This is a genomic window from Paenibacillus sp. MY03, assembly GCF_002165585.1.
Lineage (GTDB): Bacteria > Bacillota > Bacilli > Paenibacillales > Paenibacillaceae > Pristimantibacillus > Pristimantibacillus agaridevorans.
Map to the genome: position 1 here is coordinate 82,850 of NZ_MXQD01000013.1, position 16,922 is coordinate 99,771.

Below are 16,922 nucleotides of genomic sequence, written 5' to 3' on the forward strand. Positions count from 1 at the left end.
TTGTAATAGAAATGTGATTACATTGTCAATACAACGTAATTACAAAAAAGCCAATCCTGAGGTCCGGTATTGGCTCTTGTTTTTGTATGTTATGATTTCTTGCACTATTTCGGCATAATGCCGGTTACTTTGCCAGCTCACCGAATCGCGAGAAAATCGCCAGCGCGGGATCGATGGGCACCTCCGCCCTTTCGACATTCTCCGGAATAGGAATCGTCGGAGTCGGGCGTGGGCGCCTGTTCCCGAATTGGGGCAGCCATTCGCTCTCCGCGTCCAGCATCTCCGTCACCATCTCGCGGATTTCCTTTAGCGTGAGCACGGAAGACGTAAGCGGATCCATCGCGATAGCCTGCACGACCGTCTCAGGATCTCCGCTCTTCGCTGCTAACACGGTTAGCCGCTGTACATTAATGTTCGTCAGGTTAAGCGCCGCGCATTGCGGAGGCAGCTCGCCGACGACCGTGCGGTGGATGCCGGTCCGGTCGGCGAAAACCGGACCTTCTGCACAGCAATCCTCCGGCAGGTTTGCGATCATGCCATTGTTGCGAAGGTTGCCGCTGAACTTAAACGGCTCGCCTGTCTCCAGCGCTTCGATAATATAAGCGCAATATTCGATGCTTCTTGGCGGTAGGTCCGTCGACTCTTCCGCGAGCATATCCGTCCGCTGGAATTTATCAGCCACGTAGGTGCTCCACTTATACGCCGCACCGGACTCGCCTCCAAACGCCGGCTCATCGCAATACAGCTCCAGCGCCTTCGCGCTATGGCGGAACCACGGCACGTACTCCGACAAATGACCCGTGGATTCCGTCATAAAGTAGCCGAAGTGACGGAACACCTCGCCGCGTACTTTCTCGTTGACGTAATACTCCGGCAGCTCGAACTTCTCTCGCAACAAGGGGTATAGATCTTTTCCCTTATGTTCGATTTTCAAAAACCAGCCCATATGATTGATGCCGCCTGTGGAGAAGTCGATCTCTTCCTTAGGAACGCCCGTATAACCTGCGATCAGGTCAAGCGTCGTCTGCACGCCGTGGCACAAGCCGACGTATTGGATATTTGTCTCTCCGAGCGCCCAGCAGATCATCGCCATGGGATTGACGTAATTGAGGAGAATCGCTTTCGGGCATAGCTCCTCCATGTCCTTTGCCACATCCAGCATGACGGGTATGCTGCGCAGCGCGCGGAATACGCCGCCAGGACCGAGCGTATCGCCTATACATTGATCGACGCCGTATTTCAGCGGGATTTTATAATCGAGCTCGAACGCTCCGAGGCCCCCGATCTGAAAGGAGCAGATAACGTAATTGGCGCCGGCCAACGCTTCCCTGCGGTCGGTCGTGATCGTTATCTTCGAACGAAGTCCGTTATCCGCGACGACGCGATCGAGATAATTTTTAACACGAGAAGTATTAGTCGTTGATGGAGCCATTAACACGAATTCCGTTTCCTCCAGCCCTTCCGTCGCCATGATATCCATGATTAGCGTTTTGCAGAAAACGACGCTTCCCGCCCCGATAATTGCAACTCTTCTCATCTTCCTATCTGCCTCCTTTGTAAATGTCTTGGATCAGTATAGCATGCCTTTAATAGAGTTGGGATGCAATTACTTCATCCTGCATGGGCCGAAAACGGCTCTCTTTCACTTACTCTTTCTTTATCTCGTGCTCCTTCTGCAAATTTGTGCATTTCTCCCCAATTACTTATCAAATGGGGCCCTCTGCCTAGGGAATTGTACGAAAATACACAAATTCTCGCTTCAAATCGTCATTCGGACCTCTCAGAGCCAAATGTACGATTGAATGGCTATTAACCTCATCTTAATTGTGTATTTTCGCCCAATTGTTGTACTTTTTGTAAAAAGCGTCGCACACCAGCATTAGCATCCGCAACATCAACATCAACATCGGGAGCGCCGTAAACAAGCCGTCGCGATCAGGATGCTAAAAAAAGGCTGCGCCTATGCACAGCCTCTTCCACGTGATTGTAGCGGAATCTTCTCTAGTTAAAAATAGCAAGAATCAAATGCGCCGATTCGGCGCGGGTCGCATTTTTGAGCGGCGCGAACCGGTTGTCACCGACGCCCTTGATCCATCCGCGTTCTGCCGCAACGGCGATGTAAGGTTGTGCCCAGACAGGAGCAGCGCCTGTATCGGCAAAGCTCGGACGCGCACCGTCCTCGGGCACGATGCCCTGGGATCTGACGATGATAGCCGCCATTTCGGCGCGTGAGATAAGCTTGCCGGCCTCGAAAGTGCCATCCCCATAGCCTTGGATCATTCCAGCTTCTACAGCAGCGGATATATATCCCCGCGCCCATACCGGAATTCCGTCTATATCCGCAAAAGCGAGCTCCGGCACATCCGGAATGTCGAGCTCCAAGGCTCGCGCAAGCATCGTAACGAACTCCGCGCGCGTTACTTGCTTCTGCGGGCGGAACGTACCGTCGCTGTAACCGGCTACCCAGCCCAGCTCGGTCGCTTGCAGAATGGACTTCTCCGCCCAGTGTCCGGCAATGTCCTTGAACTGCGCCCAAGCCGAGACCAGCCTTACCTTTGCTTCCAGCTCGGCCATCTCCAGCCCGGAATCAACAAGCTTAATGTCATGCAGAGTAAAGCTCGCTCCTTCTCCAGCTATCCGCTCGAACGTGAAGGTAGCCAGCGCAGCCTCGCCATCTGTTCCTTTTACCTTGCCCACCTTGGAATGCGCGAACAGAATGTTCCCGCCCTTGACGATGGGTTCTACTGTAAAGCCGGTTATCGGACTTGAAGCCCCGACGAAACGCACCAGCTTGGGGTCGTATTCGAGACTGAACTGGTAGGCGTACAGGTCCTTCAGTCTGCTTCCCGTTACTTCAACCGTCACCTTGGACTCCCGGCTGCTTGCCTTCATGCTTATTACGGGATCGTCAGCCGCTCCCGCCAACCCGGGAGACCAAAACGACAACAACATTAGCGCAGTTAAGAGGATAATCCCCGTTTTCGTCCATTTGTGCTTCATCGATGTCTCTTCCTTCCCATGTAGGAAGAGGAAGGGGCCTGCATCCCCTTCCCCACTTTCCTTTACATAAATTACTCTTCCGCACTCCATCCCGACAGAATCATCTGCGCCACGGCTGCCAGTACGCGAATGTTGATCTTGCCTTCGCCCAGCAGATCCGCCTTCTCGATCTCGCTCCAGTTGTCGTCTTCGGAGGTCACTCCGAAGTACTTGGCGATCATGGACAGATCGCGAATCGTAATTTGCGTCTGACCGTCCACCAGGCTGATAAACTTCGCTTGGAACTGCTGCACCGCGCCGTTAAGGGCGCCAGTCGCCGCATCGACTTGACCTTGCGTCGCCCACGCATTGCCGCGAACCGCAGAGGCCGCATCGATGGCTCCTTGAAGCAACGTTTTCGCGCCGACTTCGTATTGCCCGATTTTTGTGCCTTCCACCGCTTTCGAGAGATGATTCTGCGCAGCCGCGATTGCTGCGATCAAAGCCGATTTGTCAGAATCGATCGGAGGCTCCTGCCCAATGCTAAACGAGTGGTATGCCTCGGCGATATCAGCTACTCCGGCCGAGCCATTGCGGGACACCTCGAACTTCGTCACAGAGGTGCTGACATTGCCAGCCGCGAGGCCTGCCTTCACCTTCCCTCGAAGGTTGAACAACTCTCCGCCTTCCGAGACGGCATGCGATTCTCCGCCGCTCAGCAGAATGACGCGAATCAGTCCTTCTTCCGGTCGAACGGCCGTCGCAAGAATATGCACATGCTCGCGGCTTTGCGAGATGGCGCCATCTGCCAGGGCGAGCTCGCCATCTTCTCCTGCGATCGTCTCAAACGACACTTTCCCCGGATCGAATTGGACGATAACGTCCATGGCGGTGAAGCCTTCTTCCACTTCGGATACGCCGATCTTGAAATCAACCGATTGACCGGCATAAGCGCTGGATGGTCCCGTCAGATACGCCTTGGCCCAGACTTCGCCGGGCGGAACCTCGGTATCCTCCAATGTCACGAATGCGGAGAGCGGGATGTTTAGCTCCTTCACTAGCCCTGCAACCAGCTTGGATACGACAATGGCGCCGTTCATTTGCAAATGCGTGTTGTCTTCCTTGCCGTCTACCCACAAGAAAATTCCTTTAGTACCTTCCGGGCCAAGCTCCTGGAAGTGCTCCCAGCTGGCTTGGTTCAAATCAACCAGCAGCGTGCCGGTTTCTTGCGCAACCACTTTCATCGCCTGTACGTACTCGGGGAAGCTCTTGTTCAGCGTTTCGCCAGTGTAATCGCGCCTGTTTACAGGCGTGACCAATACCGGAATCGCGCCACGTTGCTCCGCGCCGTCGATATAGGTTTTCAGATACTCTTTGAACTGCTCCGGCGTGAGATAACGCTCCGGACGCGAAGGCGTCGAATCGTTATGGGACCACTGCATAAACAGATAATCTCCCTCGCGGATGTCCAGCAGCAGTTCATTGAGATGGCCGCCGACCAGAAACGTCTTGCTGCTTAGCCCGCCGATGGCCCGGTTGTCGATGGTTATTTTGCCGGAATCGAAGTAACCTCCCAGCGTCTCGCCCCATCCCGCCTGCGGACGGTAGCCTTCCGCGTAATTAGCCACGGTAGAGTCGCTTGCCAGATAGATGACAGGCTTGTCGCCGGTATCGTTGTCGGGCAGTCGTTCAATCTTCAAGGCGTTGATCTTTGGCGTGTTGCCCGAAAATTCGAAGTTGAATACGCCGTCGATAAGCGCGATGTCAAAGACGATTTCCCGATGCTCGCCTGCCGGTATCGTTGCGTCAGGCACTTTGCCCATCTGCTCAACCGTAATTCCTGCATGGGTGGACTCCGCCGTGTCGCCCATGGTCATGGTCACTCGGTAGTTGGCAGGCTCCATCTCCACAAGGAATGAAGTGCCGTTCAAGCGGACGAAATCTTCCGATAACGCATTGCCTGTATTTCGGTTCTCGTTTTGAGTCAGAGCCGTATCGGCAAAACCGTAGCCGTTGCCTTCCACATAGGCCCACTTGGCGTCGACTTGCGCGTAGCCTTCCGCCGCGGCACCCGGGCCAAAGTCGAACCGGTAATCGCTCACGGGCAACGCAGGCTGAGTCGTCAGAGATGCCTTGGCCACCGCCAGCATGTTAAAGACATGGTCGACTTGCGCTTGAGTCGCTTCCGTGCCGATAATGGTTTCGGCTGCTGCCAGCGCTTTGTTCAAGACCGATATAGAAGCTTCCGTGTAGGCGGACAGTTCCAGCGCCTTAACTTCCTCGTGCAGCGTTATTAGCGCGGTCTGATCTCCTGCCGCCGGAGGAAGCTTTATCCCTTCGATCCGGACATTGTCGATCTGAGTCGTCCAGCTTAAAGTGCCGCCGCCGCCTTTCCTCGTCCCCAGAAAACGCATCGCCCTTACGCTGTCCGTATAGGCGGTTCCGGCGCTCATCGCAATATCGCCAATCGTCTGTGTGCTGCCGTTCGCCAGGCTGGTCAGCGTCAGATCGATCGTTTTGTCTGCGAAGTTGATCTTGGCGTTTACGTTCACCCACTGGTTTTTCGCAATGGTCGTGAAGGCGCCGCCCTCCGGAATGGCGGTAGTGCCGGCTCCGTAATCCGCCGGGTACTGGCCGGCGAAATAACCGATCGTCGAGTTCGAACTGCTTGTTGTATACAGAGTGAGAATCATATTCTCATTGGCGTCCTGCAGCGTAAGATGTCCTTCCGAAGGGAAAGCCCCTACGTTGCCAGTGTGCCAGTCGAAATTCACGTCAACAATGTCGCCGCCGACGGCGTCGAACAAGCGGAACACTTTGGAGCGATGTCCCGATCCGGAGCCGACGACGTTAAGCACCTTGTTGCCGTTCTGCTCCACGACTGTGCCCGTCATCGTTCCTCCAATGCCGGTAGCGTTAACCATCGCGTATTGAATCGCGCCTGGATCGCCTTCGAAGTCCTCGCTGTAGACCTGGTTTTCGGGTTCGGGCTCCGGCTCGACAACATCCGGATCGATGACTAACGGCGCGAGTCCGCCGAGCTCCTGCTCCTTGACCGCTTTCGCCACCAGCCCCGCTATGACGGTCGCTCCGTAGCCACTAAAATGTGTATTATCGTTAACCCCGTTCGGATACTTCGGATATTGGCCCGGATAAGCATACAGGAACAGCTTCTCCGATGCCGCAAGTCCGATCTGGTTATAACGCGCTATGCTTAACGCGCTAAGATCAATGAGCGGAACTTGTTTCTCCGCCGCCACTTCCTTGGCCGCATTTACGTATTCCGGGAAGCTTACATTAAATTCCTGGGTCATCGTATTAAAGTCTCTGCGTCCTACAGGCGTAAGAAGGACAGGATTCGCCCCGCGCTGTTTCGCGCCATCGATATATCGGCCCAAGTATGTTTTATAATCCGCAGGAGAAGCGTACCGCTCCGGAATGCCGGCGCTGGCATCGTTGTGGCCGAAGGAGATAAAGAAGTAATCCCCCGGCTTGATCGCACGCAATATCGTATCCAATCGACCGTCCACCATAAAGGATTTGCTGCTTCTGCCGCCGATGGAGTGGTTGTCGACTACGACGCCGCTTGCGAAGTAGCGCCCGAATTGCTGCCCCCAGCCCTCTTGCGGAGCCTGCATCGCGCTATACGACTGCATCGTGGAGTCTCCGGCCATATAGACGGTAGTCGCGGCGCCAGCCGTCTTGGCCGGATACTGATCAATCGCAAGCTCCTGAACGTCGATCGCCGTTCCTGTAAAGTCGAAGTCCAGCTGGCCGTCTACTAGCGCGATGTCGAAGGAGTAGACCAGCGATTCGCCCGCGGCCACGCTCGTCGCCGCCAGCTTCTGCACGAATTCGGACTTCACGCCGACGTTTCCGGCGCGGTCCGCCGAGCCCAACTTAAGTGTCACCTTGTAATTCGCGTTCGGCAGGTCGACGATGAACTTGGCGTTCTCCGGCAAGGCCACGTGACCGGCTTCTACCCCGATCCCGCCGCTGCTGGCGAATCCGTATCCCGTGCCCGGAGCATAGGTTGTATCGCCCACGCCGATGGCATCCGGGCTGGTCGAAGCGCCGAAGTCAAAGTGCCGAATGCGCGTAAGCGCCTCGGGGCCTCCTGCGAGCGCCAGCTCCGCCTGCGGGAAGTCCGTCGTGCCGTACCCCAAATAGAAGCTGGTATGCGGAGGCTGGTTGTAGCCTACATTTTGCCAAGCCACACCTAAGCGGTAGACGGGATCCTGCATCAGCGCGGGGACCCGGTGACCCGTCGGAATCGTCGTCGTGTACAGTCTGTATTCCGTGCTGTCTCCGTTCGGCAGCAGCAGCTCCTCGCGCCAGTCGCCCAGAATATCGGCTTGCAGCGCGGGATTGCCCTTGGTATGGTTGTTCGTGAGCGCGCCAGTCGCCCGGAAGATCTCGTTCAACTTCTTGTTCTCGTAGTCCCACTTGTAGATGACGGGAATGCCCTTGGCGGCGCTGTTGTCCCATACGTGATCGAACAGCTCGCGCCCCAGGTCGCCGTCCCACCAGATCCCGAAGTTGACGCTCTTCGGCGTTTCGTTCGGCGCGTAGATCGCCTCGCCGGATGCCGAATAGCCGCTTGTCTCCGGCATAACTTGCCCGTCCGTAATGCCGGAGCCCCAAGATTCGTAGCCGGGATAAGTCGGGTCAATATCCGCAGACATGCCGCGTCCGGTGTCTTTGCCCGTGTACTGGCCCCACAAAATTTCGCCCGTGGCGGCATCCCTCATCTCGATGCCGTAAGGCGAGGAAGTATGCTCATGCACGCTCATAATTTGATAGCCGTCGCGGCCGGGATCCAGCTTGCCGGCATGCATGGCGTCGCCATGGCCAAGCCCCGTGCTGTATAATACCGTACCGTCGTCGTCAATGACCAATGCGCCATATATAATTTCGTCCTTGCCGTCGGAGTCTACATCCAGCACGCTGATGCCATGATTGCCTTGCCCCTCGTACTGGCTGCCCGCTACCTTGGAGTCGAAGGTCCACCGCTTCACCAGCTCGCCGCCGACATAATCATAAGCCGCCAGCACCGTCCGAGTGTAATAGCCGCGAGTCATGACGACGCTGGGCGTCGAACCGTCCAGATAGGCGATTGCAGCGAGGAACCGGTCCACGCGGTTGCCGTAGTTGTCGCCCCAATCGCTGACATTGCCTCTCGGCGGGTCGTAATCGACGGTGGAAACGGCTGCTCCGGTCTCACCATCGAACAGAGTGAGATATTCGGGACCGGACAGAATATATCCGCCTTCATTGCGATAATCCTTGGAGCCGTCGCCGATAATGGTTCCTTGGCCGTCCTTCGTGCCATCCGCCGTTTTTACGACGACCTCGGCTTTGCCATCCCCGTCGAGATCATAGACCATAAACGGCGAATAATGCGCGCCTGCCCGGATATTGGCGCCAAGGTCGATCCGCCACAGCCTGCTTCCGTCCAGCTTGACGGCGTCCATGTAGACGTTGCCCGTATAGCCGGCGTGGGAATTATCCTTCTGGTTCGTCGGATTCCATAAGTGAACGATTTCGTATTCGCCGTCGCCGTCCAGGTCGCCGACGGAGGCATCGCTGGCGATGTAGGAATAGCTGCCGCCGTCCTTCGTCCGCCCGTCGGCCGGCTTATCGAGATGGATCGGCAAATATTCGTTGTGCCATACCGGCACCGTCCCCGCCTGCATCTCTTCTTTGCCGCCGACGACGGTCGAAATTTGATAGCGGGAACTATCCGCGCCCGTGGCGTCCACGTAGTTCGTTACGTCGAGAATCGGGGACGCATTGACTTTGTTGCCGTTCTTGTAGACGTTAAAGGCGATGTCCTCCGGATCCGTAACCAGGTAACGCCAGCTCAGGAAGACGCCGCCGTCGACCAGCACGGCAACTAACCCTCGGTCCAAATAATCGCCCTGACGCGCCGGCGCGCCAGGGGCCGACGAAGCCTGTGTGGGAGCCGGCAGGGAGATCAGCGAGAAAACCATCATGCAGGACAGCAGCAAGGCTGTCAGCGACCTCGGAAGAGAGGCGCGTTTCATACCCTTTGACATGAACTCAACTCCTTATTGTTTGTCCGTTGCCTGCTTGCTCAATCTGCATCATCGAAAAATTGATACATTATGTATCCGTCATGATGTCGATATACCGGCTCCGGAGCGGAGCCGGTCGTTCTTCCGCGCATCTTGCCTAGCGTTCGGCCGGAGAGCCTTGCCCAAGGCAGGGCCCTTCGGCCGGCCAAGTCGGTTCTTACCGGAATTGACCGGCGTCGATCGCTTTCTGTTTTTCGTCCAGAATTTCCTGGTAGCCGGCTTCGAGGTAACGTTTCTTGGCCGCCTCGTATTTTGCGTCGAATTCGGCTTCCGGCGCGAGTACGATATTCAGGTACAGCTCTTGAAAGAGCGCGTTCAGATCGGCCTTGTATTCGTTTACCTTCTCCAGCACGACGGTGAACAAGGCATCAGGCGTCCGGTATTGAGCCGTCTCGTCGCGGTATCTGAGCAGATCCTCGGCCAGATATTCGTAGCCTACCGGCGCCCAGTTCCGCAGGTTCGCCTTGCGCGTCAGCTCCGGAGTCGCGTAAACCGGCGTTTCCGTCACCAGCGCCCAGTAGTCCTTGTTGTTATTCTGCGAAAGCACGGATTCGCCCTTGAAATCCGGCGTCTTCACCGGCAGGCCGTCCGCGTCGAGCGTGTAGTTCTGGCCTTCCACGCCATTCTGGAACACGAACAGGTTCTCCGGCTGGCTCATCCATTCGAGGTACATCCAGACGGCCGCCCGCTCCTCCGGCGTAGACAAGTAGTTGATGCCCATAATGAAACCGAACGGCCAGTATGCCCTGGCTTGCGGCACTCCGCCTTCCGGTATGCCCGCGAACGGCGGCACGACGGCGAATTCGGCGCCCGGATTGTTTTTTAACGTCGCTTCGAAAACGTCGGTATTGCTGGCGAGATAAAGCCCGTACGTGCCTGTTCTGCCTGCTACGAACTCGGACTTGATCTTGTTGTCGTCATCACGAAGATAAAATTCCTTGTCAATGAGGCCATTGTTGAATTGGTAGTTGAGATTGCGCAGCCATTCCTCGGAATCCTTCGTCGTCAAGTCCGCTGCGGCGAGGTCGGAGTAGAGCGCGCGGTATTTCGGATCAATCGGCCAGTCGCGGAAAGCATAGCTATAATTGTAGTTGTTGCGCGTGAGCGAGCCGCCAAGCACGCCGAGTCCCGCTTCCTTCCACTTCACGAGCATGTCGTTGTATTTCTCCAGCGATGTCAGATCCTCCACCTTCATGCCGACCTTTTCCACCCAGTCTTTGCGGATAAGGGAAACGAAGTTGTCCGTATCCGGACGGGCCGCGAAAAAGAACGTATTTTTGCCGTCGACGACGCCGTATTGCTGGATGGTCTCGCTCAAATTGCCCCAATAAGTAGGCGCATAGTTGGCGATCTCTTCCCAATCGAGCTCCTGCATGACGTCTTCGCCGTAATACGCAAGCGCCTGCGGCATATCGTAATGGAAAATGATATCAGGCGCCTTTTGAGCGGCCAGGAGCTGCTCGAAATCCGTTACTTCGTTGTTGCGCGTAATCGGCACGTACTTGACGTTAATGTTGTATTTGTCCCCGAATTCCTTCTGAACCCAGCGCGTGTAGTAATTGTCGGTAACGTTCCAGCCTTCGAAGGCCCGCTCGTAGACCGGAATTTCCAGATTAACCTTCTGCGGGAAGCCTTTCGAATAATCCGGGAAACCTTCGCTTGGCTGCTCCGTGCTGCCGCTTGTCGCGGTCGGAGCCGGACTGCTCGTCGCTGCGCCGCCTCCGTTGTTATTGTTGGAGCAGGCGGCCAGCAGCCCCGTGCTCATGATAACGGCCATGGACATGGCCAGCAATCTTTTTTTGCTCATCGTAATACCCCCATATTGTCGTATTCGCGAAGCTCGGGACGGCAGATTAACCTTTTAACCCTTGACGGACCCCAGCATGACGCCTTGCACAAAATATTTCTGGATAAACGGATACACGCATACAATCGGCAGCGTCGCGAACACCACGACGGACGCCTTAAGCACTTCCGGATTGCTGAGCTGCACGGTCGTCGCCTCCAATTGGAAGCTCTCGCTCGCTTGGATAACGAGATAATACAGCTTCAGCTGCAAGGGACGCAGATCGATATTGTACTTGATGTAGAACAAGGCATCCTGATAGGCGTTCCAGCGTCCCACCGCGTAGAAAAGGGACAAGGTCGCCAAAATCGGCTTGGAGAGCGGCAGCACGACGCTAAACAGAATACGGAAGTGTCCCGCGCCGTCGATTCTCGCCGATTCCTCCAGGCTGACGGGAATGTTGCTGGCGATGGAGCTCCTTAGAATCAAGAGATTAAAGGCGCTGAACGACAGCGGCAGCACCAGCGACCAGATGGTGTCCAGCATCCCCAGGCTGTTGATCAGCATGTAGTCGGGTATGATGCCCCCGCTAAACAGCAGGGTGAACACGCAAAGGAAGGTCAACACCGCGCGTCCCTTCAGCTGCGGACGGGACAGCGGGTAAGCCGCGCAAATCGTGACGATCATGCCGAGTATCGTAAACAAGACGGTCACGAGAACGCTTACATATAGCGAACGCAAAATGCTCGCATCCGCAAAAATTTTGCCGTATGCCTCCAGCGTAAAGCCTTGCGGAACGAGAAATACCTTCTGGGCGATGACATAGGCATCGTCGCTAAGCGACTTGGCAACAACGTGAACGAACGGCAGCAGGCAAGCCAGCGATGCCATCAGCACGAACAGGCGAATCAGCCATTCCCAGACGTCGATGCGATGGCGCCGGGATGCCGCGGCCGGTTTCCCCCTTGCTTTCATGCTTTTCCTCCTTTCTTGAACATCCTCTTCCTAGAACAGTCCGTCTTCGCCAAGCTTCTTGGCGATCCGGTCGGCGATGACGACGAGGATAAGTCCGATGACCGCCTGGAACAAGCCAAGCGCCGTCGCGCGGCTGAAGTCGCCGCCTTCGATGCCCCAGCGGTAGACCAACACCGGGATCGTTGTGGTGAACTCGGTCGTCGCTTTGTTCGCCAGACCGATTATTCTCTCGAACGAGCCGCCCATGACGTTGCCGAGACTCAGAATAAGAAGCGTGATGATCGTCATGCGGATGGATGGAATCGTCACGTTCCACATTTTGCGCAGCCGCCCCGCTCCGTCCATCGTTGCCGCTTCGTAAAGCTCGGGATTGACGCCGGTAATGGCCGCGAGATAAATAATCGTGCCCCAGCCCATGCTGTACCACACGCCGATCGCCAGATAACTGAACAGCCAGTTGGTATCCTTCTGCAAGAACGGAATCCGGTCCCCGCCCATCTGCTCGATCAGATTATTGATCATGCCGCTGCCTTCTCCGAGCAGCTGGTAGGCGATGGCGCCGATAATGACCCAGGACAGGAAGTGCGGCAGGTAGAGCAGCGTCTGGTTCACGCGCTTAAAAAGCGTGCCCCTAATCTCGTTGAGCAATAACGCAAGCACGATCGGCATCGTGAAGCTAAAGAGCAAATCCAGCACATTGAGCAGCAGGGTGTTGCGCACGGCCTTGAAAAACTCGGGCTTGGCAAACAGCTCCTGGAACACTTCGAGCCCGACCCACTCGCTTCCCCAAAATCCTTTTGCGATTTTGTACTCTTTAAATGCCAGCATCAGTCCCGACATCGGCGCATACTTGAAGAGAAGGACGAACGACAGCGGGATCAGCAATAACGCATAGAGCTGCCAATCCCGGCGAAGATAATAGAAAAGACCCCGTTTTGTGCCTGCGTACCGTATGGAAGCGGTTGTTGGTTCCACCTCCGCAGTTCCTCCAGCTTTCAAAGTTTCACCTCCTTTTGACCCGACTTATCCGCTCGCATTCCGACTGTGGTCCGCTTCGGGATTGCCCTAATCATAGCGCTTACATTTCGCGGCGGTAAATCATGAGGTTTGATTATCGCCCTTCACTTTTGATCTTTTCCTTGATTCTGCGAGCTTCTTGGGGTGCCTTATGATCAATTCTGATAGGCCATGAGCAAAAGTTAAGCTGCCTTCCCTGGCCATGACGGCTTAGGAGGCAGCTTCGGATGGGCTTTAGGAAGTCCGGCACTTCGAAGCCTTGTAGCCGCTCGGCGGCATTCCCTCGAACTTTCGGAAAAATCGGTTGAAGCTCTGCACGTTATAATAGCCGACCTCGGCGGCGATGCCCGCGATCGTAAGCCCGGGATCCAGCAGCAGCTCCTTCGCCTTCTCGATACGGAGCTGATTGAGGTAGTCGATCAGGCTCTGGCCCGTCATCTCGTAGACGATCTTGCGCATATAGGAATAGCTGATGCCGATCTCCTTCGCCATCTCCTGGAAGACGATATCCTCGCGATAGCGTTCCTGGAGATAGTTGATGATCCGCTCGCCATGCTGATTCGTTTCTCCCGGCGTGCGCGCCAGGTATTGCACGATTTCCCTGCAAAATTCGTAGACGTACTCTTCGAGCTCGTCAAGCGTGTCGATGGAGGCGAGCGCCGCGTAAATATTGCCTCTGCCCGCAAAAATTTTGGCCGTGCTGACGTTGTTTTCTCTCAAATGCTTGATCGTGACGCCCGTCAATTGATGATAGACGAAGAGAATATTATCGTAAGAGACGTATTCGGCGGAGCGAATCTCGTCGCCGATCCCTTTTAATTCCTTCGCGATGCTGTCAAGGTCTCCCTGGTCCAAATAATTGAGCATGCGCCTCTCGCTGTTGGAGGGGTAAATATACTTTTTATCGCGTCCGCTCTCCTCCTGCCAATACTGGATGCTTCCGCTTCCGACAAGCATGCGCTGCTTGATGGCCTCCGACGCTTCCGCGACGCGGTCCATCACTTCGCGACTCTCCTCCGCCGGACTGCTCACGCCGATCGTGACGGAATGATCCAGCAGCTCGGCCGCCTTGTCGCGGATCGCGGAGAGCGCGTCATTGATGTCCGCGCTGACGCTGTTTCGCTCCGATTCGCCGTAGTTGATCACGATGACGAAGCAGCCGTCCCCCCGATAGACGCTGCGTGCCCGAATGCCATCCTGGAACAGGCTGTCGCAGTGCGTAGTCAGCAGATAGCGGTGGTAGCTCCTCGTCTCGGGATTCGTCTTGCCGACGTACACCCGATACCGGTCGATGGAGACGACGGCCGCCAGATAATAAGGGGAAGGGAACAGCTCCGCAGCCTGCGGCGTCGGCTCTCCCCGGATCAAACGCTGCACCGCCATGCTGCGGGCATCCTGCTCCCGCATCTGCAACAGCTCGTTAAGCCCTGCCTCTTCTTCTCTCATCCGCTTGAAAGCGGCATCCAGAAAAGCCAGTTCGTTCCGCCCCTTGACCACGACGCCGTCGCGCGACCGCATCGAACGGACCAGCTCTCTCGCCGGCTTGGATACCCAGGTAGCCAGCAAGACGCTGAATACGGTACCCGCCAAAATGATGGCGGCGGTCAGCAGCATAATATTGCGCTGCATCCCATGCGAGCTGACCATCAATTCTTCGACGGAGTGAATGTTCAGGCTGGTCCAGCCGTACCGGCTCGACTTGGACCACGTATACAGCATCCGCTCGCCGGCGTTTCCCCGGATGACATAACCTTCCCTCTCGTTCTGCGCGAGTATACCTGAGACAACCGTATTCTCGCCGACATTTCGAAGCAGCATGCCCTTGTCGCTGTGCGAGATGACCGTACCATCCCCGTTCAGCAGCATGTAACCGCGCTGAGCGGTGCCGAAGGAGCGAAATACGTTGTCGATCTGGTTCTCCTTCATGTTAACGACGATCGTTCCCCGCGTCGTCGTCGACAGCCGATTAAGCGGAAGCACGTACGAGATGACGTACTCGCCCGAATCCAGTTTCCGCGGATACCACACGCCGCTAATTCCCCTCTGCCCTTCCAGCGCGTCCTCCAGCCAGTCGATGGATTCGAACGAGTCCAGCTTCTTGATCCCCTTGTCCGTCGAGACGACGTAGTCGGCATCCCCCAGATGGAAGAAGGAAGAGTGCACGCCTTCGCCATTCCGGTTCAAGTTCAGCAATTGCTGCAGAACGGCTCTCGCGTTGGTGACCGTATCGAAGCTGGAGTTCAGTTCCTGGAACGTCTCGTACGGCCGGATTCGGTCGAAGATGTGGGTGGCCGTCAGCCGCACCGTATTCTGTGCCAGATTGTTAAGCGCATTCTCGTTCAGCTTGCGGCTGGCATCCAGACCCTCCAGGGTCGATTTCGCGATAGCCTGCTCGGAATTGCGCAAAATCTGTTCACCGCTGTACCAGGTCAAGATTGCCGTCGGCACGGCCATAACGCAAAATAAGATGACAATGAGCTGCAACATCATAGGTGTACGTTTCATACAGACCCCCCCATGAAATTTTTTGCCAATGCCCGATAATGGTAAACGCTTTCATAACTGCGTATGATCCTCTCTCTTCTGGTAAATGAAATCTCTCTGCATGGCTACCATTATCTTACAACCTATCCTTCGCTTCGGACAATATAAGATTAGTGTCCAATCATATAATAAAATCGCTATTTATCTATGAACTTGCCTGCATCGAGCCGATTGCTGGATCGTTAATAACTCAACCAATAAACCGCTCTAAATGCGCCAGCTTGTCCGCCGACAATTCTCCGGAGTTATCGAAATAGAGGATCGACGACTCTGGCAGCGGCCATCGTATGGCGCGCTGAACGAGCGACTTGCTGAAAACTTCCCAGTTCTCCAGCTTCCAGGCGTCCAGCTCGGACCCTCTTGTCCGGATCCTTTCGCGATAGAGACCGGCGTCGGATAGAGCGACGAAGACGACCTTGACGGACACGTCGCTTAACGAAGCGCCGATCCGGGCCAACTCGCTAGCCAGCCAGTCGGGGTCCTCCGTCTCTCTGGTAAACGGACCGATGACGAACGCATCGTTGCCAAGCTCCACGTTCTCGAGGGCGGCATCCATCGTCAGCCGATAACCCAGGTCTCTGCATCTCGATTTGTAGTGCTCGGAATCGCGGTCGTTCGGGTCCAGTCCCGCTTGCGTCATGATGGCTTCGGCCGCCGGCCGTAGCAGCGTATCCATGTCGAACAGCGCGGTACGGCTTCTTTTGGCCAACTCCTTTGCCAACGTCGTCTTGCCCGCTCCCGCCCCTCCCAGGAAAAAAACAAGCTTGCGCATCCAGTCTCCTCCTTAATCCACGCTCTTTAGGCTTGCGTACGTGTAGTCCAATCCATCGCTAATGATCAAGGCGTTAAGCTGGTAGCCGAATTTAATGCCTCCGTCGATGCCGATCATTTGTTTCCCGAACCAGGGATGGAACACCTTCTCCCCATGAAGCCTCGCCGTCACTTCATGACCGAACACGATTTTTTTGGAGATAGGCAGAATTCCGTCATAAGCATGGAACACCCCTCTTATCCAACGAAAGTCCTTCGTTGACGTTTGGCGCCAATGCCTGATCTGGGGGTTAATGCCCGCGTGTACGTAGATATGATGTTCGTCTTCTAAGAAATACTTCAAATTTCTGAGGAAATGGATCTCCGGTGCATAATTCCGCTTAATGAAGACTCGCGCTTTCTCATCGTCATCTTCGTCTATATACCATGGACAGAAGGAACGTATGGTTTGGGTGCCGCCGTTGCGGGCTGTCGTATAAGGCGAAAGGATATAATCCTGGTTATCCAGCCAATTCAGGAACATATCGTCGTGATTGCCGCCAATGACCTTCACCCCGTTCAGATTGGACAACGCCTTGACGTGCTGCACGACCTTGAGCGAGGACGGCCCGCCATCCACATAGTCTCCAAGCAGAACAAGCCGGTCATGAATCGCGTTATACTGAATTTGATTCAGAAGCGCCAGGAACGTCTCATAATAGCCATGAATATCAGATATGACGATGGTTCTTCTCATAGATTTTGTCTGACCT

9 protein-coding genes are annotated in these 16,922 nt (G+C 55.6%); all 9 read right to left on the bottom strand.

All coding sequences use genetic code 11. The features are described 5' to 3' along the window. Positions 1-124: 124 nt before the first annotated feature. Complete coding sequence (gene melA, locus B1748_RS15310) at positions 125-1,537, bottom strand: alpha-galactosidase (RefSeq protein WP_087568802.1); 1,413 nt, start codon at positions 1,535-1,537, stop codon at positions 125-127. 464 nt (positions 1,538-2,001) lie between these two features. Then, positions 2,002-3,000: an S-layer homology domain-containing protein gene (locus tag B1748_RS15315; protein WP_179215598.1), complete on the bottom strand. Its 999-nt coding sequence runs from the start codon at positions 2,998-3,000 to the stop codon at positions 2,002-2,004. 71 nt (positions 3,001-3,071) lie between these two features. Beyond that, positions 3,072-9,038, bottom strand: coding sequence for a rhamnogalacturonan lyase family protein (locus B1748_RS37815; protein ID WP_087568804.1), 5,967 nt, complete (start codon positions 9,036-9,038; stop codon positions 3,072-3,074). A 196-nt stretch (positions 9,039-9,234) separates the two neighbouring features. After that, positions 9,235-10,884: an extracellular solute-binding protein gene (locus tag B1748_RS15325; protein ID WP_087568805.1), complete on the bottom strand. Its 1,650-nt coding sequence runs from the start codon at positions 10,882-10,884 to the stop codon at positions 9,235-9,237. Between the two features lie 54 nt (positions 10,885-10,938). Then, positions 10,939-11,838 (bottom strand): carbohydrate ABC transporter permease, encoded by a 900-nt coding sequence (locus B1748_RS15330; RefSeq protein WP_087568806.1) that lies wholly within the window; start codon positions 11,836-11,838, stop codon positions 10,939-10,941. A gap of 30 nt (positions 11,839-11,868) precedes the next feature. Continuing rightward, entirely contained in the window at positions 11,869-12,837 is a 969-nt protein-coding gene (locus B1748_RS15335) for an ABC transporter permease (protein ID WP_087568807.1), read from the bottom strand. Positions 12,838-13,089: 252 nt separating this feature from the next. Then, a complete protein-coding gene (locus B1748_RS15340) occupies positions 13,090-15,360 on the bottom strand; it encodes an AraC family transcriptional regulator (protein WP_087568808.1) in 2,271 nt (756 codons plus the stop codon). Positions 15,361-15,589: 229 nt separating this feature from the next. Next, entirely contained in the window at positions 15,590-16,171 is a 582-nt protein-coding gene (locus B1748_RS15345) for a P-loop nucleotide/nucleoside kinase family protein (protein ID WP_087568809.1), read from the bottom strand. Between the two features lie 12 nt (positions 16,172-16,183). Next, the gene (locus tag B1748_RS15350) at positions 16,184-16,906 is read right to left on the bottom strand and encodes a metallophosphoesterase (RefSeq protein WP_087568810.1); all 723 of its coding nucleotides are present in this window, start codon (positions 16,904-16,906) and stop codon (positions 16,184-16,186) included. Positions 16,907-16,922: the final 16 nt, after the last annotated feature.